13 protein-coding genes are annotated in these 16,328 nt (G+C 63.6%); 4 read left to right on the forward strand and 9 right to left on the reverse strand.

Annotated features, from left to right (window positions below):
- Window positions 1-7: 7 nt before the first annotated feature.
- From PZ895_RS03960 to PZ895_RS03995, 8 genes are all read right to left on the reverse strand, one after another.
- Complete coding sequence (locus tag PZ895_RS03960; protein WP_275837753.1) at window positions 8-910, reverse strand: LysR family transcriptional regulator; 903 nt, start codon at window positions 908-910, stop codon at window positions 8-10.
- 72 nt (window positions 911-982) lie between these two features.
- A complete protein-coding gene (locus PZ895_RS03965) occupies window positions 983-1,774 on the reverse strand; it encodes a hypothetical protein (protein ID WP_275837754.1) in 792 nt (263 codons plus the stop codon).
- Entirely contained in the window at window positions 1,771-3,057 is a 1,287-nt protein-coding gene (locus tag PZ895_RS03970) for an amidase family protein (protein WP_275837755.1), read from the reverse strand. The genes PZ895_RS03965 and PZ895_RS03970 overlap by 4 nt, the downstream gene beginning before the upstream one ends.
- 7 nt (window positions 3,058-3,064) lie before the next feature.
- The gene (locus PZ895_RS03975) at window positions 3,065-3,763 is read right to left on the reverse strand and encodes a DUF2848 domain-containing protein (RefSeq protein ID WP_275837756.1); all 699 of its coding nucleotides are present in this window, start codon (window positions 3,761-3,763) and stop codon (window positions 3,065-3,067) included.
- Window positions 3,764-3,791: 28 nt separating this feature from the next.
- On the reverse strand, window positions 3,792-5,069 hold the full coding sequence (locus tag PZ895_RS03980; RefSeq protein ID WP_275837757.1) for a TRAP transporter large permease: 1,278 nt from the start codon (window positions 5,067-5,069) through the stop codon (window positions 3,792-3,794).
- Window positions 5,066-5,644, reverse strand: coding sequence for a TRAP transporter small permease (locus tag PZ895_RS03985; protein WP_275837758.1), 579 nt, complete (start codon window positions 5,642-5,644; stop codon window positions 5,066-5,068). The genes PZ895_RS03980 and PZ895_RS03985 overlap by 4 nt, the downstream gene beginning before the upstream one ends.
- A 24-nt stretch (window positions 5,645-5,668) precedes the next feature.
- Window positions 5,669-6,724: a TRAP transporter substrate-binding protein gene (locus PZ895_RS03990; RefSeq protein WP_275837759.1), complete on the reverse strand. Its 1,056-nt coding sequence runs from the start codon at window positions 6,722-6,724 to the stop codon at window positions 5,669-5,671.
- A 61-nt stretch (window positions 6,725-6,785) separates the two neighbouring features.
- Complete coding sequence (locus PZ895_RS03995; RefSeq protein WP_275837760.1) at window positions 6,786-7,586, reverse strand: putative hydro-lyase; 801 nt, start codon at window positions 7,584-7,586, stop codon at window positions 6,786-6,788.
- Window positions 7,587-7,865: 279 nt separating this feature from the next.
- Here PZ895_RS03995 and PZ895_RS04000 point away from each other — a divergent pair, with 279 nt between their 5' ends.
- On the forward strand, window positions 7,866-11,465 hold the full coding sequence (locus tag PZ895_RS04000; RefSeq protein ID WP_275837762.1) for a hydantoinase B/oxoprolinase family protein: 3,600 nt from the start codon (window positions 7,866-7,868) through the stop codon (window positions 11,463-11,465).
- A 177-nt stretch (window positions 11,466-11,642) separates the two neighbouring features.
- Here PZ895_RS04000 and PZ895_RS04005 read toward each other — a convergent pair whose 3' ends face one another.
- Entirely contained in the window at window positions 11,643-13,157 is a 1,515-nt protein-coding gene (locus PZ895_RS04005) for a PLP-dependent aminotransferase family protein (protein WP_275837763.1), read from the reverse strand.
- Between the two features lie 142 nt (window positions 13,158-13,299).
- Between PZ895_RS04005 and PZ895_RS04010 the strand changes: the two genes are divergently transcribed.
- The 3 genes from PZ895_RS04010 (at window position 13,300) to PZ895_RS04020 (ending at window position 16,279) form a co-directional block, all read left to right on the forward strand.
- On the forward strand, window positions 13,300-14,307 hold the full coding sequence (locus tag PZ895_RS04010) for a TRAP transporter substrate-binding protein (RefSeq protein WP_275837764.1): 1,008 nt from the start codon (window positions 13,300-13,302) through the stop codon (window positions 14,305-14,307).
- Between the two features lie 69 nt (window positions 14,308-14,376).
- Window positions 14,377-14,928 (forward strand): TRAP transporter small permease, encoded by a 552-nt coding sequence (locus tag PZ895_RS04015; protein WP_275837765.1) that lies wholly within the window; start codon window positions 14,377-14,379, stop codon window positions 14,926-14,928.
- A gap of 10 nt (window positions 14,929-14,938) precedes the next feature.
- Window positions 14,939-16,279: a TRAP transporter large permease gene (locus PZ895_RS04020; protein WP_275837766.1), complete on the forward strand. Its 1,341-nt coding sequence runs from the start codon at window positions 14,939-14,941 to the stop codon at window positions 16,277-16,279.
- Window positions 16,280-16,328: the final 49 nt, after the last annotated feature.

Below are 16,328 nucleotides of genomic sequence, written 5' to 3' on the forward strand. Positions count from 1 at the left end.
CCGGCGATCAGGGAGCCGCAGTCGGCAGCGACTGCGTTTGCGCCACGCGGGCGGCGATGTCGACGACCAGTTCGACCGCCAGCGTATCGGGCGATTCGAGCCAGCTTGCACAGAAGGACAATTGCGGCATCCGCACATCGGACTGGATGAGTTCCAGCCTGCCCGAATGCAGTTCTTCCTTCACGAGTTGATAGGGGATGACGGCAACGCCGATGCCCTCCAATGCGAGATGGACCACCGTTGCCATCGATGCGCTTGCGTGCAGTTTGATCGCCGGCAGGTCCGGCCTGTTGAACAGCGATTTCACCAGTTCGTAGGGCTGGGTCTTGCGTGCGAATGTGATGATCGGGAAAGTCGCGAGCTGGCGGATGTCTGCGGGATTGGGAACCTTCATTGACGGGCTTGCAATGAAGCCGACCGCATATTCGCACAGCAGGCGATTGCGCAGGAGCGGCGCTGTCAGGGGCCCGAGCAGGAACGCGATGTCGATTTCCTGGGCCAAGAGGCGCGCGCGCAGCGAGGGCGAGATATCGACCTCGATCTCGACCGACAGATGCGGATAGCAGCGGTTCACCTCCTTGATGAAGTCTGGCAGCCATGTGTGGACGATCGTCTCGGCGACGCCCAGTCTGATGATGCCGCGAATGGCCGCCGTGTCGCGAAGTGCGGCGAGCATCTCGGCCCGCATTCCGATCATCTTCTCGGCATAGCCGAGCACCTGCCGTCCGCGCGCCGTCGGCGTGATGTTGCGCGCTTCGCGCGTCAGGAGCTTGAAGCCCAGTTCGTCCTCGAGTTGCGCGATCCGGTGCGAGATCGCCGGCTGGGTGGTGTTGAGCTTTTGCGCCGCGCCGCGAAAGCTGCCGAGCGCGACGACCCAGACGAAGGTTTCGAGCCCCTTGAAATCAACCATCCGCCGTGTCCCACGCCCCATGCCAGTTCCGGATAGAATGCTCATCGGCAACGCTTCAAGGCAAGCCGTCCATCATGCGCGCCGACGTTGCGCGAGGACCATCAGGACGATGGTGATAGCGAGTGAGGCCGCGAGCGCCGCTCCGAAGGCTCCCCATGGGGACAAGACTCCACCGGCGAGCGCCAGTGCCAGGCAAAAGCCGGCGAGGCTGACGACGCCGACGAGGCCGGCGTGAGCGGTCTGCCCGGCAATCGCGGCGCCGTGGTCCAGCCGCAGCGAGAGCAGGATGACGCAAAAGCCGATCGGAAAGGCCAGAAGCGTTCCTGCAAGTGAAGCGCCAAGGCGCGTTGCGGCGAAGGTCACGCATCCGACCAGTATGCCCGCCGCGACCGCGCGCAGGACCAGCAGGCTCCAGCGGGTCGAGGAGGAGGCGGGCTTATTGGGATCGATGAAGCGGCCGCCGATCGAGCGCGCGAGAAATGTGGTGAGTGCGAACAGGCCCGTGCCGACCAGCGGGTCGTGTGGTGCGAAGGCGAGCGGTATGGCCAGCACGCACCATGCCGCAATCGCGCAGGCGGTGGCGCCGAACGCCCCAAGCCGGGTGGAAGAGAGGACGAACGCGCCGAGGAATATCTGGGTCGCAGCGAGCGAGTGAATCGCCCCCGACGCGCTGGCGACGACGAACTCGACTGAATGCTCGCGCAGCATGAAGAAAAAGCCCGGCGCAAGAACGATCGGCAGGCCGATGACGACGCCGCCGATGGTGGGGCCGAGCCGGGCGGCGATCCAGGCGACGAAGACGACGACCAAGGCCGTGGACGAAGCCCTGATCGCGAATTCCGTCCACTGTCCGGCATCGCTCATGCGGCGAGAATGTCTTGCGCCTGCCGGGCAATGTCCAGCACGCGCCAGTCCGCCCCGCCGGGAGCGAAGATCGTCAGCCCCGTGGCGAGTTTCTGGTCATCTTGCATGGGCAGTGTCGCCGCGCAGCCGTCGAGGAAGTTCACGGCGGATGGATTGCGCAGCATCAAGGCATTCAGCCTGTCGAAATCGGCCTCGACGTCTGCGATGAGCGGCGCGACTGTGGGCAGGGTCGGCATGACGAAAGCATCGAAGTCACGTTTCATGATTTCGAAGGCGGCGACGGCGTTCCGGCGCCTTGCATAGGCGTCTGCTAAGTCCGACGCGCCAAATGTTTCGGCGGCACGGATGCGGCTCAGGACGCGTCTGTCGCCCACCTTTTCCAACGCGCCGAGCCTGTCCTTGTGAATGGCGTGCGCTTCGGTGGCGACGATGATGCGGTTGACGCCGCCGAAGCCTTCGAGCATGGGCAGGTCCACATCCTCAAATTCGAAACCGGCGGCCGCAAGACGCGTCAGCGCGATCTCGAAATCGCGCGCGACCTGTTCGTCGAGCCCTTCGGTCAAAAGACCGCGCGCAATGCCGATGCGAAGGTTGCGGACGGTGTCGGCTGCCGGGCGCTGCGTTTGCGACAAAACGGTATAGGCGTCCGCGCATTCCCCGATCGTTCGGGCCAGCGGTCCGATGCTGTCATAGGTTTGGGACAGTGGAAACGCACCATCCAGCGGCACTGACGCCTGCGTCGGCTTGAAACCTGACAGGCCATTGAGGGTGGCAGGAATGCGCACGGAACCGCCCGTATCCGAACCGAGCGCCATGTCGGCCAGTCCGAGCGCAACGGTTACGGCCCCGCCCGACGTCGACCCGCCGGTGATGCGCGCGGGATCGAGCGCATTGGACGGATTGCCGAAATGCGGGTTCAACCCGACGCCCGAATAGGCGAATTCGGACATGGTCGTGCGCCCGAAGGCGATTGCGCCGGCAGCCTTCAGTCGCCGGACGGCCTCCGCATCCCTTATTGCCGCCGATCCATTCGCCAGAATGGTCGAGCCGGCGGTCGTGATGATGCCGGTCTCGTCGAACAGATCCTTGACCGAGATCAGCACGCCGGCCAAAGGCTTGGCGCTTCGCTCCGGGTCCGCATCGAGCGCCCTGGCATCGTCCATGATGCGCGCGGCATCGAAGCTGGTGAAGATCGACGCCCGCTTATCGGGCGCAAGCGCCAGCGCGCGATCGATGGCGGCGCGCGCGCGATCCTCGGCGCCGGCAGGCGAAATATCGGTCATTAAAACCTCACGAAATGACGGGCAGGGGGATCATCTCGTAGCAGTGCTCGAGCGTCCGGCCCAGCCTCTCGTCGATCATTTCCATGCGGAAGAAGCGCGACGGACGCACGCCGCCCGAAAGAACCGCAAATGTGCCGCACATCATGGCCGTGCCGGCCGCAAGGCGCAGCTTGCCGGATGCGGCGGGCGAGGACGCGACCAGTTCGCCCAGCGGACGGATCGAGGCGAGCTTGCCGTCCTGATAGGGCGTCCATTCGGCACTCGCGTCGTCGCGGACGAAGGAGCGGATGCGGATCTCGTCGAGATGGCCTGCGACTTCCTCGAATGGCCACAGTGCGAACGCGACCGGCTTGGCGCAAATCTGCTTCGAAAGCGCGACGGAATGGGTTTCGAGCGCGCGGTCCGTGTGGTCGGAGCCGAGGCCGAGATAAAGCCGCGTGCCGTCATCGACGAGAACCGGCTCGGCTTCGCCGGATGAGGTCGCGTCGACGGTCTCGATCGTTTCGTCTGTCGTCAGCAGGCTGGCCGAGACACGGTAGAAGAGCGGAACGGTGCTCGGCGGCGGCACGCCGATCGCCTCCAATTCGGCGATGTGATGGTTGACGGCATCGGCATTGCGTCCGGTCCAGCCGGCGATGATGCCGCGTTTGATGTCGATGGATGCCTTGCCGTGGCCGGCGATGTCGAATTCGATTCTGTTGGTCATGTGTTTTCCAGGAAGATGATGAATGCGGTCAAGCCGGCGCGAAGAACAGGGCGATGCTCGGGAATGCGACGAGCAGAACCACCATCAGGAGCATGACGAACACGAAGGGCAGCACGCCGATCATGACCTCGCTCAGCCTGCCGTTCTTGCGGGCGCCCTGGACGACATAGAGGTTCAGCCCGACCGGCGGTGTGATGAGCGCCATTTCGATCAGCACGATCAGGAGGATGCCGAACCAGACCTTGTCGAAACCGAGGCCGGCGATGATCGGCACGACGATGGGGATCGTCGCGATCATCAGGGCCAGCGTCTCGATGAAGAAGCCGAGCACGATATACATCAGGATGATGGCGAGCAGCATTCCGTAGGGCCCGAGGCCCAGATCGTTCAGAAAGGCCGTCAATTGGCGGCCGAGCCCTGTCGCACCGAGCGCGTAGTTGAGAAAATAGGCGCCGACGATGACGAACATCACCATCGATGTGGTGCGGATCGTGCCGAGGAGAGCGGCACGCATATTGGCCATCGTGACCGCTCCATGAAACGCTGCGATGACAAGCGCCATGGCGACACCGATGGCAGCCGCTTCCGTGGGCGTCGCCCATCCGCGATAGATCGAGCCGATGATCACCGCGAAGACGAGGAGAACCGGGATCAGATGTGGAAGGCCGGCAAGCCGCTCGCGCCAGGTGAAGGAACGGCTGGGGCCACCAAGTTCCGGCTTGATCTTGCAGATGATGCCGGTGATCAGCATGAAGCCCAGCGCCATCAGGAGACCGGGAATGATGCCCGCCATGAAGAGTTGAGGAACCGATGTCTGGGTCAGGAAACCGTAGACGATCAGGTTGATCGAGGGCGGTAGCATGATGCCCAACGTCCCCCCTGCCGCGATGGCGCCGGCGAAGAGCTTAGGATCGTAGCCCTGTTTTTCGGCCTGCGGCATGGCGACGGTCGCAACGGTCGCGGCCGTGGCGACCGAGGAACCGGACGTTGCCGAGAACATCGTAGCGGTGCCGATATTGGCGTGGACGAGGCCGCCCGGCAGCCAGGAGAACCAGGTGTCGAGCGTCGCATAGGTGCGCTCGGCAATGCCCGCCCGCACCAGGATCTCGCCGAGAAGAACGAAGAGCGGAATGGCGATGAGAAGGAAGCTGTCCGAGGACGAATAGACCATCTGCCCAAGGCCGCGTATCAGCGGCAGAGGAGAGAAGAACGCGTCGAGGCCGAAGCCGAGGATGAAGAGCGCTGCACCGACCGGAATGGACAGCGCCAGCAGGACCGCAAGGCCGATCGCGACATAGGTGATCATGCCACTTCTCCCGTTTCGGAAGGAATGCCGGTGAGGTTCGTGACGAGGCTCCACTGACGCGCAAGGGCAAGGATGACGGTGCAGATCAGCATGATCGTCGCGGTGACTGCCATCCACGCCCAGCCGGCGAACCAGATCACCTGCGGAATCCAGAGCTGGATCGCCATCGGCGTATTGGATCGCGATCCGCGCTCGACCGATTTCGTCAGGACGTCATAGGCATAGTAGGCGACGAGAAGGGCGACGCAGAGCACGCTCGCAAGCGCGATCACGTCCAGCAGGGCGCGGCCGGGAGCGGGCAGTTTGGCATGAACGATGTCGATGCGCACATGGGCGCGCTCGACCAGCGCATAGGAAAAGCCCCAGGTCGCGATGCCGGCCATCACATAGCCTGCAATCTCGTCGGCGCCGCCGACGCGGAAGAAGGCAATGCGGCGGCCGAGCACCTCGCAAAGGATGAGGACGACGGTGATCATCAGGACCAAGCCGCAGATGAGCGCGATCCACCGGTTGAGTGTTTTCACAAGATCGGCGATGTGCATCGCCAATCCCGCCAGTGACCTTTGTCCAGACATCACGTCGCCCTCCGTTTCGCGGGGTTACTGCGCGATCGTTACGTCGAATTCCGCGCCGACGCTCTCGTTCCAACGCGTGGCCCAGTCGCCGCCGGCACGTTCCGCCCAGTCGGGCAGGATGGTCTCTTCCAGGACTTCGACGGCGCGCGCCTTGTCTTCGTCGGAAAGCTCGACCAGCGTCATCGACGCGGCCTCGCCCGCAGCGCAATCGCCGCCGGTCAGGCAGGCAATGTCACGTTGCAGCGCGCCGCCGGCATCCGCCCATGCCTTTTCCTCGAACTCGGTCGTGATCTGTTCGGTGAGAAAGCTTTGAACGGCTGGGTCGAGCCCTTCCCAGACGTCGAGATTGACGGCGGTGATGACCGGATCCCATCCGCCGAGCGGCAGGTTGACGAGATGCGTCGAGGATTCGAACCAGCCCGACGCATAGCCCGAACCGGCGCCGGTGACCGCGCAGTCGATCACGCCGCGCTCGAGCGCGCCCGGCACTTCCGAAAACGCCATCGTCACGCCTTCGGCGCCGAGCGCTTCGAGGAAGAGCGACGTCATGCGACCCGAGCCACGAATCTTCTTGCCTTCGAGATCGGCAAGGCTGGTCACCTCGGCGTTGCAGAAGACGATCTGCGGCGGGTAGGGCGCGATGGCGAGTGCGTGTGCATTGAAGCGGTCACGCATGATGTCGGCGACCATCGGCTTGGCGGCTTCCGTCATGCGGCGCGCGGATTCGGCATCGGTGGCGATCAGCGGCACGTCGAGACCTTCGAGTTCGGGCGCATCGCCGACCGTGTAGTCGCCGACCGTCATGCCGATGTCGAACACTCCGTCTCCGAGCATCCGGTAGACGTCGCCGCCGCTCACGCCCATCTGGTCGAAAGTGGTCATGTTGACGGTGATCTGGCCGTTGGAAGCGGTCGGAACCGTCTCTTCCCAAAAAACGCGCTCGAACTGTTGGTAGAGGGGCAGGTTGCTCCAACTCCCGACCACATTGAGCGTCGTCTCCGGTAGATCCTGGGCCGATGCGGCAAAAGCGAACGGAGCCAGAGCGGCGCCGGCAAGAAGTGTGCGAAGGATGGTTTTCATTTTCAGTTCCCCTTGGTCTTGTTGGTTGTGATCATCGGCCGGCGCGTTCGGCCGGCGGCGTTCAGGCGATCTCCGTTCGAAGGTCGGTCACCAGCATGTGGCCGGGAGCGTGGGTGATCGCGATTTCCGGTCTTGCGTGCCGGATGGCGGTTTGCGGCGTGACACCGCAGGCCCAGAAGACAGCGACGTCGCCTGGGCGAATGACGGGGGCATCGCCGAAATCCGGCTTTGCCAGATCGGCAATGCCGATTTGCGCTGGATCGCCGATATGCACAGGCGCGCCATGCGCCTGCGGCAGGTGCGAGGACAAGATCACCGCGCGGATCGCGTCTTGCGGCGCGAAAGAGCGCATCGAGACCACCAGGGGGCCGGTGAACGGACCTGCCGGGATGGTCTGGATATTGGTTTCGTACATCGCGACGTTGCGGCCGGCTTCGATATGGCGCACCGGAATGTCGGCGCGCATCAGTGCCGTCTCGAAGGAGAACGAACAGCCCAGGACGAAGGTCACGAAGTCGCCGCGCCAGAGCGCGCCAAGGTCCGTGACCGTATCGACGGCCACGCCATCCCTGAAGACGCGGTAGCGCGGCACGTCATGGCGGATGTCGAGATCGGCGCCGAGCGATGGCATTTTCGGGTCGCCGGCTTCCGAAACGGCAAGGATCGGAGCCGGTTTGGGATTGCGGACGCAAAAGCGCAGGAAGTCGTCGGCATAGGCGGACGGAAGAATGACGATGTTCCCTTGCTGAAATCCTTCGGCGAGACCGCTCGTCGGTGCGTCGAAACGGCCTTGGCGGCACGCCTGCCGCAATTGGGCAGCCGTGTCGAAGCGCGGGGTGTTCACATGGACCGTGTCTCGCATCTGGCTTCGCCTTTACCGCTGCCTGCGCCGCATCTCATGGCGCGACGCGACCTGTGCCAATTAAGGCGCGAGAATGACGATGAGTCGAATTTTAAGTTTTCATCGGCTTCGATCAATTTCGTTCATCGTCATGGGCGCGGCCGAACGGCTTCACAGAGTCGTTGGTGCAACTTCTTTCATGTCGATTTATTTATCGATTTTGATCCAAAACGATAATTCGACTTATCGAGTCGGATCGACAAGATTGCCGTCATCTTCAACCCGAGGGATGGCGAAGCGATGACACAGTGGGATTTCTGGATTGATCGTGGCGGCACGTTCACCGATGTGATCGGGCGCGACCCTGCGGGCGTCTTCCATCCGATCAAGGTGCTTTCCGAAAATCCGTCCGCCTATCGCGATGCGGCCGTCCACGGCATTCGCAGGCTGCTCGGCCTGCAACCCGCCGATCCCATCCCTGCCGGCCAGATCGGCGAAGTGCGCATGGGCACGACCGTCGCCACCAATGCGCTTCTGGAGCGCAAGGGCGAACGGCTCGCGCTGGTGACGACGCGCGGTTTCCGCGATGCGCTGAAGATCGGCTATCAGGAGCGCAAGCACATCTTCGCGACCGAGATCGTCAAGCCCGAAGCGCTCTATGACAGGGTCGTCGAGGTTGGCGAGCGGGTGCTGGCCGATGGCACGATCGAGACGCCGCTCGATCAAGATGCACTCCGTTCCGAGCTTCGGGTGTTGCGCCAGGAAGGACACGACGCGATCGCGATCGTGTTCATGCACGCTTACAAATACCCCGCGCACGAGATCGAGGCGGCGCGCATCGCGCGCGAGATCGGCTTTAGCCAGGTTTCCGTCAGCCACGAGGTCTCGCCGCTCATCAAGCTGGTCGGGCGCGGCGACACGACCGTCGTCGACGCCTATCTTTCGCCTGTCCTTCGCCGCTACGTCGCACAGGTTTCCGAAGAACTCGACGTCGCGCGCACCGGTGCGCGGGTCATGTTCATGATGTCGTCGGGTGGCCTGACCGCAGCCGATCTCTTCCAGGGCAAGGATGCGATCCTGTCCGGCCCCGCGGGCGGCGTGGTCGGGCTTGCCCGCACCGGCGATGCCGCGGGGTTCGACAAGGTCATCGGCTTCGACATGGGCGGCACGTCCACCGATGTCGCGCATTTCGACGGCGAGTTCGAACGCGCCTTCGAGACGGAGGTCGCGGGCGTTCGCGTGCGTGCGCCGATGATGCTCATCCACACCGTCGCGGCCGGCGGCGGCTCGATCCTGCATTATGATGCCGGACGGTTTCGCGTGGGACCGGATTCGGCCGGCGCCAATCCCGGACCGGCCTGTTATCGCAATGGCGGGCCGCTGACCGTCACCGACGCCAATGTCATGCTCGGCAAGCTCCTGCCGGAGCGCTTTCCGGCGATCTTCGGGCCGCGACAGGACCAGCCGCTCGACGTTGAGATCGTGCGCGAGAAGTTCGAGGAAATGGCGCGGCAGATCGGCGACGGCCGCAGCGCCGAGGACGTCGCCGACGGCTTCATCCGCATCGCGGTTGCCAACATGGTCGAGGCGATCAAGAAGATCTCGGTTCAGCGTGGCTATGACGTGACGCGTTATGCGCTGAACTGCTTTGGCGGGGCCGGCGGACAGCACGCCTGCCTGGTGGCGGATGCGCTGGGCATGAAAAGCGTTCTGCTGCACCCGATGTCCGGCTTGCTCTCGGCCTATGGCATGGGTCTGGCCGACATTCGCGCCACGCGCCAGAAGGCGCTGGGCGTCGCGCTCGACGACGACGCGCCGTCCGCCCTCATCCTGCTTGCCCGCGAACTCGACGCCGAATGCAGCGCCGAGCTTACCGCGCAGGGCATCGCCGAACGGTCGATCACGCGCCATCTTCGGGCCCATATCCGCTATGCGGGAACCGACACGCTGCTTGCCGTCGAGGCGAGCTATCCGCAGATCGACGATCCCGCACGGCTGCGCGCCGGCTTCGAGGACATCCACCGCCGCCGGTTCGGCTTCATCGCCGACAACAAGGCGCTCGTGATCGAGGCTGTCGAGGTGGAAGCGATCGGCGGCGGCGCGGTCGAGACGGAGCCAGAGGGCGCGGCGCAAACGCCATCTGCGGCGGTTCCGGCAGCGCAGACGCGGTTCCATTCGCAAGGGGCGGCTCACGATGCGGGCGTTGTCCTGCGCTCAACCATGATTCCGGGCCAGTTCGTCACCGGACCGGCGATCATCATCGAAGCCAACCAGACCATCGTGATCGAGGAGGGCTGGCAAGCCCGCCTGACCGCGCGCGACCACATCATCCTCGAGCGCGTGGAGCCACTGCCTGCACAACTGGCAATCGGGTCGAAGGCCGATCCCGTGATGCTGGAGATTTTCAACAATCTCTTCATGTCGATCGCTGAACAGATGGGCGTGACGCTCCAGAATACCGCCTATTCGGTCAACATCAAGGAACGGCTCGATTTTTCATGCGCGGTCTTCGACGCCGCGGGCAATCTGGTCGCCAATGCTCCGCACATGCCGGTCCATCTGGGCTCGATGGACGCATCCGTCGCGACCGCGATCCGGGAAAACCCGACCGTGCATCAGGGTGACGTGTTCCTCATCAACGCGCCCTACAATGGCGGAACGCACCTGCCGGACCTGACGGTCTGCACGCCCGTCTTCGACGCGGACGGGCGCACCATCCGCTTCTGGGTCGCAAGTCGCGGGCACCATGCCGATATCGGCGGCCTCGCGCCCGGCTCGATGTCGCCGCTCGCCACCACGATCGAGGAAGAAGGCGTCTACATCGACAATTTCAAGCTCGTCGACCAAGGCCGGTTCTGCGAGGAGGAACTGTCGCGGCTCCTGACCGGCGCGCGCTATCCGGTGCGCAATCTCGTGCAGAACATCAATGACCTGAAGGCCCAGATCGCGGCCAACGAGAAGGGCGTGTCAGAGCTCAACCGCATGATCGGGCTGTTCGGTAGGGATGTCGTCGAAGCCTATATGGGACATGTTCAGGACAATGCCGAGGAAAGCGTGCGACGCGTCCTCGACCGGCTTCCCGATGGCGAATTCACCTATCCGATGGATCAGGGATGCCTGATCAAGGTGCGGGTCACCGTCGACCGCGCGAAGCGGGAAGCGACGGTCGATTTCACCGGCACGTCCGCCCAGCGTCCCGACAATTTCAATGCGCCCGCGCCGGTGACGCGGGCAGCCGTCCTCTACGTCTTCCGCCTGCTCGTCCGGGGCGACATCCCGATGAATGCCGGCTGCCTGCGGCCGATCCACATCGTCGTGCCGGAGAACTCGATGCTGTCCCCCAGCTATCCGGCTGCCGTCGTCGCCGGCAATGTCGAGGTCAGCCAGGCGGTGACCAACTGCCTGTTCGGCGCGACCGGCGCCATGGCAGCCGCGCAGGGGACGATGAACAATTTGACCTTCGGCAACGAGGAATACCAGTATTACGAGACGATCTGCTCAGGCGCGCCCGCCGGGCCAGGCTTCCATGGCGCGGACGCAATCCACACCCACATGACCAATTCGAGGCTCACCGATCCCGAAATCCTGGAGACGCGCTTTCCCGTTGTTCTCGAAGACTTTCACATCCGGCGGGGTTCGGGCGGCCGTGGCAAATGGAATGCGGGCGACGGCACGCGGCGGACCATCCGGGCCCGCGAGACGCTGGAATTCGCCATCCTGTCGGGCCATCGGAAGATCCCCCCTTTCGGTCTGGAAGGTGGGCAATCCGGCGAAGTCGGGACCAATCAGGTTCGCCGCGTATCCGGTAAAGTCGAAATGCTGGGCGGGTGTGACCAGACCATGCTCGAACCGGGGGATGCCTTCATCATCTCCACGCCGACGGGCGGGGGGTATGGCTAAACTCGGCTAGATGATGCGGCGGATACTCGCGATGACCGCGTCGGGCTCGCAGTTCCATCGGCGGAGCGGGAACTCGCCGCAGGCAGCCTGGTCGTCCATTGAAAGGCATTGCCATGGGTGTCTCCTATCGCGGCCATTTCTTCGGATGCTCGCGCGCGAGCACCAACCGGCACACCATCAGGGTTTTTCGCGACCGGCTTTTGTCGGAGCTCGATGCTCCTGAAGCCATCTGGATCTTGCCGCCACGCGCTCCACACCTTCCGGGATGCGTGACGCATCGATCGACGAATAGGCCATGCGGAAATAGCGGCATGTCTCGGTCCGGTGCGCGAAGAACGGCGAACCGGATTCAATCAACACCCCGTCGGCGCGCAGCGCATCGGCAAGCGCATCGGCATCGAGATCTTCCCGCCCCTCGATCCAGAACGATGTCCCGCCAAAGCTGGACCGGCCGGCAATGGTCAGGCCGCATTTTTCGAGCGCCTCGGCCATCGTGTCGTGGCGCTTTGCATATTCCCCGCGCATCCGTCGGATCAGCGAATCATAGTGGCCGAGCGCGAGGAAATTCGAGACCGCGCGTTGCAGATGTCCGGGCGGATGGCGCAGCATCAGGGCGCGCAGGGCGCGTGCCTCGCGGATGAGTTCGGGCGGGCCGACGAGGTAGCCGAGCCGCAGGCCGGGAAAGAGCGATTTGGAGAAGCTGCCGATATAGAGGACCCGGTTGTGCCGGTCGATCGACCGCAAGGCCGGCGAGGGCGCCTCAAGGAAGCTCATCTCGAATTCGTAGTCGTCTTCGACGACGATGAAGTCACGCTCCTGAGCAAGTTCCAGCAGCCGGCGGCGGCGCGCCATCGGCATCCGCACCGCAGTTGGCGCCTGGTGGCTCGGCGTGACGAAAACCACGTCGACATCGGGCGGCAAGTCGTCGGGCGGCAGGCCGTTCTGGTCCACCGGCACCGTCGAAACCGATGCGCCGCTCAGTTTCAGGGAAGCGTAGATGTCCGGGTGGCTCGGTTCCTCGCAGACCGCATGGCGTCCGGCTCCCAAAAGGAGTTGCACGACGATCCAGATCGCGTTCTGCGCGCCGACCGTGACGAGGATTTCGTCGGCTGCGGCCTTGATGCCGCGGCGCGGTAATGTGCGTGACGAGATGTACTGGACGAGTTGCATGTCGTCGGCTGCCGCAAAGTCGCCCGCCATGAATTCGAAATCGGACCGCGACAGCGAGCGTCGCGTGCAGTCGCGCCAGGCGGCAAGGTCGAACAGGCTCATGTCGCTCTGGCCGTAGGTGAACGGGAAGGGATAGCTGCGCCAGTCGAGCGGCTTGCGGATCGAACGTGCGATGTCGAAGCGCTTCACGATCCGCGCCGACCAGTCCAGCGCGCCCGGCGCGTCGGCTCCCTGCGTCGCCCTCAGCCGCGCGATCGGCGCCGTCTCGCAAATCCTGTAGCCGCTGCGCGGCAGCGGATCGAGATAGCCCTGCGCCGCCAGTTCCTGATAGGCGAGCGAAACGGTGATGCGCGAAATCCCCAGATGCTCGGCCAGCCGCCGGGTCGAGGGAAGTCGCGCCAAAGGCTCCAGCCGCCCCGACAGGATCGCCGAAACGACCGCCTCGCGAATCTGCGCCTGTAGGCTGGTCGGGCGCGTTTTGTCGATCTGGAAGCTGTCTTCGGAAATGCGTGGCATCGACATGCTCCGCTTTTAAACTGGATATAGAAGTGTTTCCATCTGGCTATAAGGCCGCAGTATCGGACTGGCTAGTCTCTCATGGTCGCTGACGCCTCGAAGAAGGCGCGCCACAGCCGAATGGCACAGCCCAATGGGAGACAGGAACATGACTTTTCATCCAAGATACTTTCTGACGACGTCCGCGCTCGCCGTACTGATGGCCATGACTCCGGCAAGCGCCAAGACCTTCCGCATCGCGGTCGGCGACGGCCCTGGCGGCACGCAGGAAGAACTTGGCAAGGCTTTCATCGCGGCCCTTGAGGAAAAGAGCGGCGGCGAACATACGGGCCGCCTGTTCCTCAACGGACAGCTTGGCGACGAGCAGGCCACCGTCAACGATGCCGCGATGGGCACGCTCGACATGTCGATCCTGGCGATCAACAACGTGACACCCTTCTCGCCCACGGTCGGCGTCCTGACCCTGCCTTATGTCATCTTGTCGGTCGACGATGCCGAGGCGATCACGCAGGGCGAGATCGGCCAGGAACTGATCGACAACACCATCCGCGATGCGGGCGTGCGCATCATCGGCTGGGCCTATTCGGGCTTTCGCGTACTGACCAATTCCAAGCAGCCGGTCGAGACCGTGGACGATCTTCAGGGCCTCGTCATCCGCGTGCCGCCGAACGAGATCATGATCGAGACCTACCGGTCCTGGGGCGTCGATCCGACGCCGCTCCCGTGGAACGAGACCTTCACGGCGCTTCAGATGAAGGTCGTCGACGGTCAGGACAACCCATACATGACCAACTACGCGATGAAGTTCGATGAGGTGCAGACCTATGTGACGAACATTCGCTACATCTTCTCCATCGAGCCGCTTGTCGTTTCCGAACAGGTTTTCCAGAGCCTGTCGCCGGAAGAACAGCAGATGGTGCTCGACGCCGGACAGGAAGCGACCGCCCATAGCGGCCGGTTCATCCGCGAAAGGGAAAGTGAGATCAAGGAAACGCTCGCCGAACGCGGCATGGAGATTACCGATCCGGCCGACGGCGAGGCCGAGTTCATGGAGCGCGCGACGACCGCCGTCTGGCCGAAATTCTACGACAGCGTCGGCGGGGTCGAGCAGATCAACAAGGTGCTCGCCGCGCTGGGCCGCGACCCGGTCGAGTAAGAGTTTCATCCTCCTGCGACACTCTAACCGGGGAAGGCGCACGGCGCCTTCCCGTGGCGGAGCATTGCCATGTCGACCTTCTGGACCGTGATTGACAAGATCGAGAGCTATCTGTGCCGTGGCCTTCTGGCGACCTTCGTCACTCTTCTCTTTGCCCAGATCGTCTCGCGCCAGATTTTCGGACGCTCGATCTCCTGGATCGAGGAATTGTCCGTCTATCTTTTCGTGTGGTTTGTGTTCTTCGGCGCAAGCTATGCCGCGCGAGTGAACGCCCACAATCGGGTGACCTTCCACCTGAAGGCGCTTTTGGGAGCGCGGGCGAAATATGTGGAAGCCCTGGCCGACCTCTTCTGGGTCTCGTTCAACATCTATTTCGTCTACCTGGCGATCGATTTCATCTTCTTCCGGATGAACCGGTTCTGGAAATCCCAGACGCTCGGGATCGAGATGAAATACGTCTATCTCGTCCTGCCTATCGCCTTCACGCTGATGACCATCCGCATCCTCCAGGTCAATTACGACCGGCTGGTGCGCAATATCGACCCCAACGATCCCGACGCCATCGACGCCCAGGAAGGCGATGCGCGCGAGATGCCGCGCGTCGTCGCGGCGCAGAACTGAGGGCGCGATCATGGAAGGCACGGTATCTCTCGTTCTGTTCGGTTCCTTTGCGGCCATGCTTCTCATGGGCGCGCCGATCACGGTCGCACTCAGCCTGGCAGCGCTCGCCGCGTTCCTGTTCGTCGGCGAGAACCCGATCCAGTTCGTCCAGATCGCATTCACCTCGGTCGGCTCGTTTCCGCTGATGGCGCTGCCGGCCTTCATCCTCGCCGGGGCGCTGATGGAGGCCACGGGCATCTCGCGCCGTCTGATCGCGTTCGCCGAAAGCATCGCCGGACCGTTCACCGGCGGCTTGGGGGCTGCGGCGATCATCGCCTGCGTCTTCTTCGGGGCGATTTCCGGCTCCGGTCCGGCAACGACGGCTGCGGTCGGCATGTTGATGATCCCGGCCATGGCCCGCCGCGGCTACGACAAGGGCTATGCGGCATCTCTGACGGCTGCTTCCGGCGGGCTCGGCATCGTCATCCCGCCTTCGATCCCGATGGTCATCTTCGGCATTTCCGCGATCGGCCTCCAGGCGCCGCCGGAAGCGATCGAGCGATTTGGAAGCTTTGCGTCGGTTTCGATAGCCAAGCTGTTCATCGCCGGAATGTTTCCCGGACTGATGCTGGCGACGAGCCTGCTCGTGATGAACGCCATTCTCAGCCATCGACGCGGCTTCGTCGGCAATGGCGAGGCATGGTCCTTCGCCAAGGTCGTCACCGCCGGCCGGCAAGGCTTCTGGGCATTGCTGGCGCCCGTGGTCATTCTCGGCGGCATCTATTCGGGCTGGTTCACGCCAACCGAAGCGGCTGTCGTGGCGATCTTCTACACGCTCTTCGTCGGCCTGTTCATCTATCGGTCGCTGCGCTGGGAAGCACTCTTCCGCTCGCTCGAGACGACGACATGGATCACGGGCCGGGTTCTCCTGATCCTGTTCGCCGCCACCGTTTTCGGCCGCGTGCTGGTCACCTACGAGGTGCCGACGCTGATCGCGGACAGCATGTTGGCGCTGACGACCAACATCTATCTGATCTGGCTGTTCTTAATCGTCTTCCTGCTGGCCGTCGGCATGTTCATGGAGACGCTGGCGGCGATCATGATCCTGGTCCAGGTCATGCTGCCGGTCGCCTACAGCGTCGGCATCGATCCGACCCATTTCGGCATCGTCATGATCTGCTGCCTGGCGGTGGGCTTCCAGACGCCGCCACTCGGCGAAAACCTCTTCATCGCGGCAGGCATCGCAAACCGCCCGGTCGAGGAGATCGCTGTCAAGGCGCTGCCCTTCGTGGCGGTCAACACGCTCGCGATCCTGCTGATCGCCTTCTTCCCCCAGATCTCGCTCTTCCTGCCGACGCTGCTTGGATATTGAACGCCGGCCACCTGAAAGGATTTTGAATCATGCCGACCATTACCGCCTC

The sequence above is a fragment of the Mesorhizobium sp. YIM 152430 genome (assembly GCF_029210365.1).
Taxonomy (GTDB): Bacteria; Pseudomonadota; Alphaproteobacteria; order Rhizobiales; family Rhizobiaceae; genus Aliihoeflea.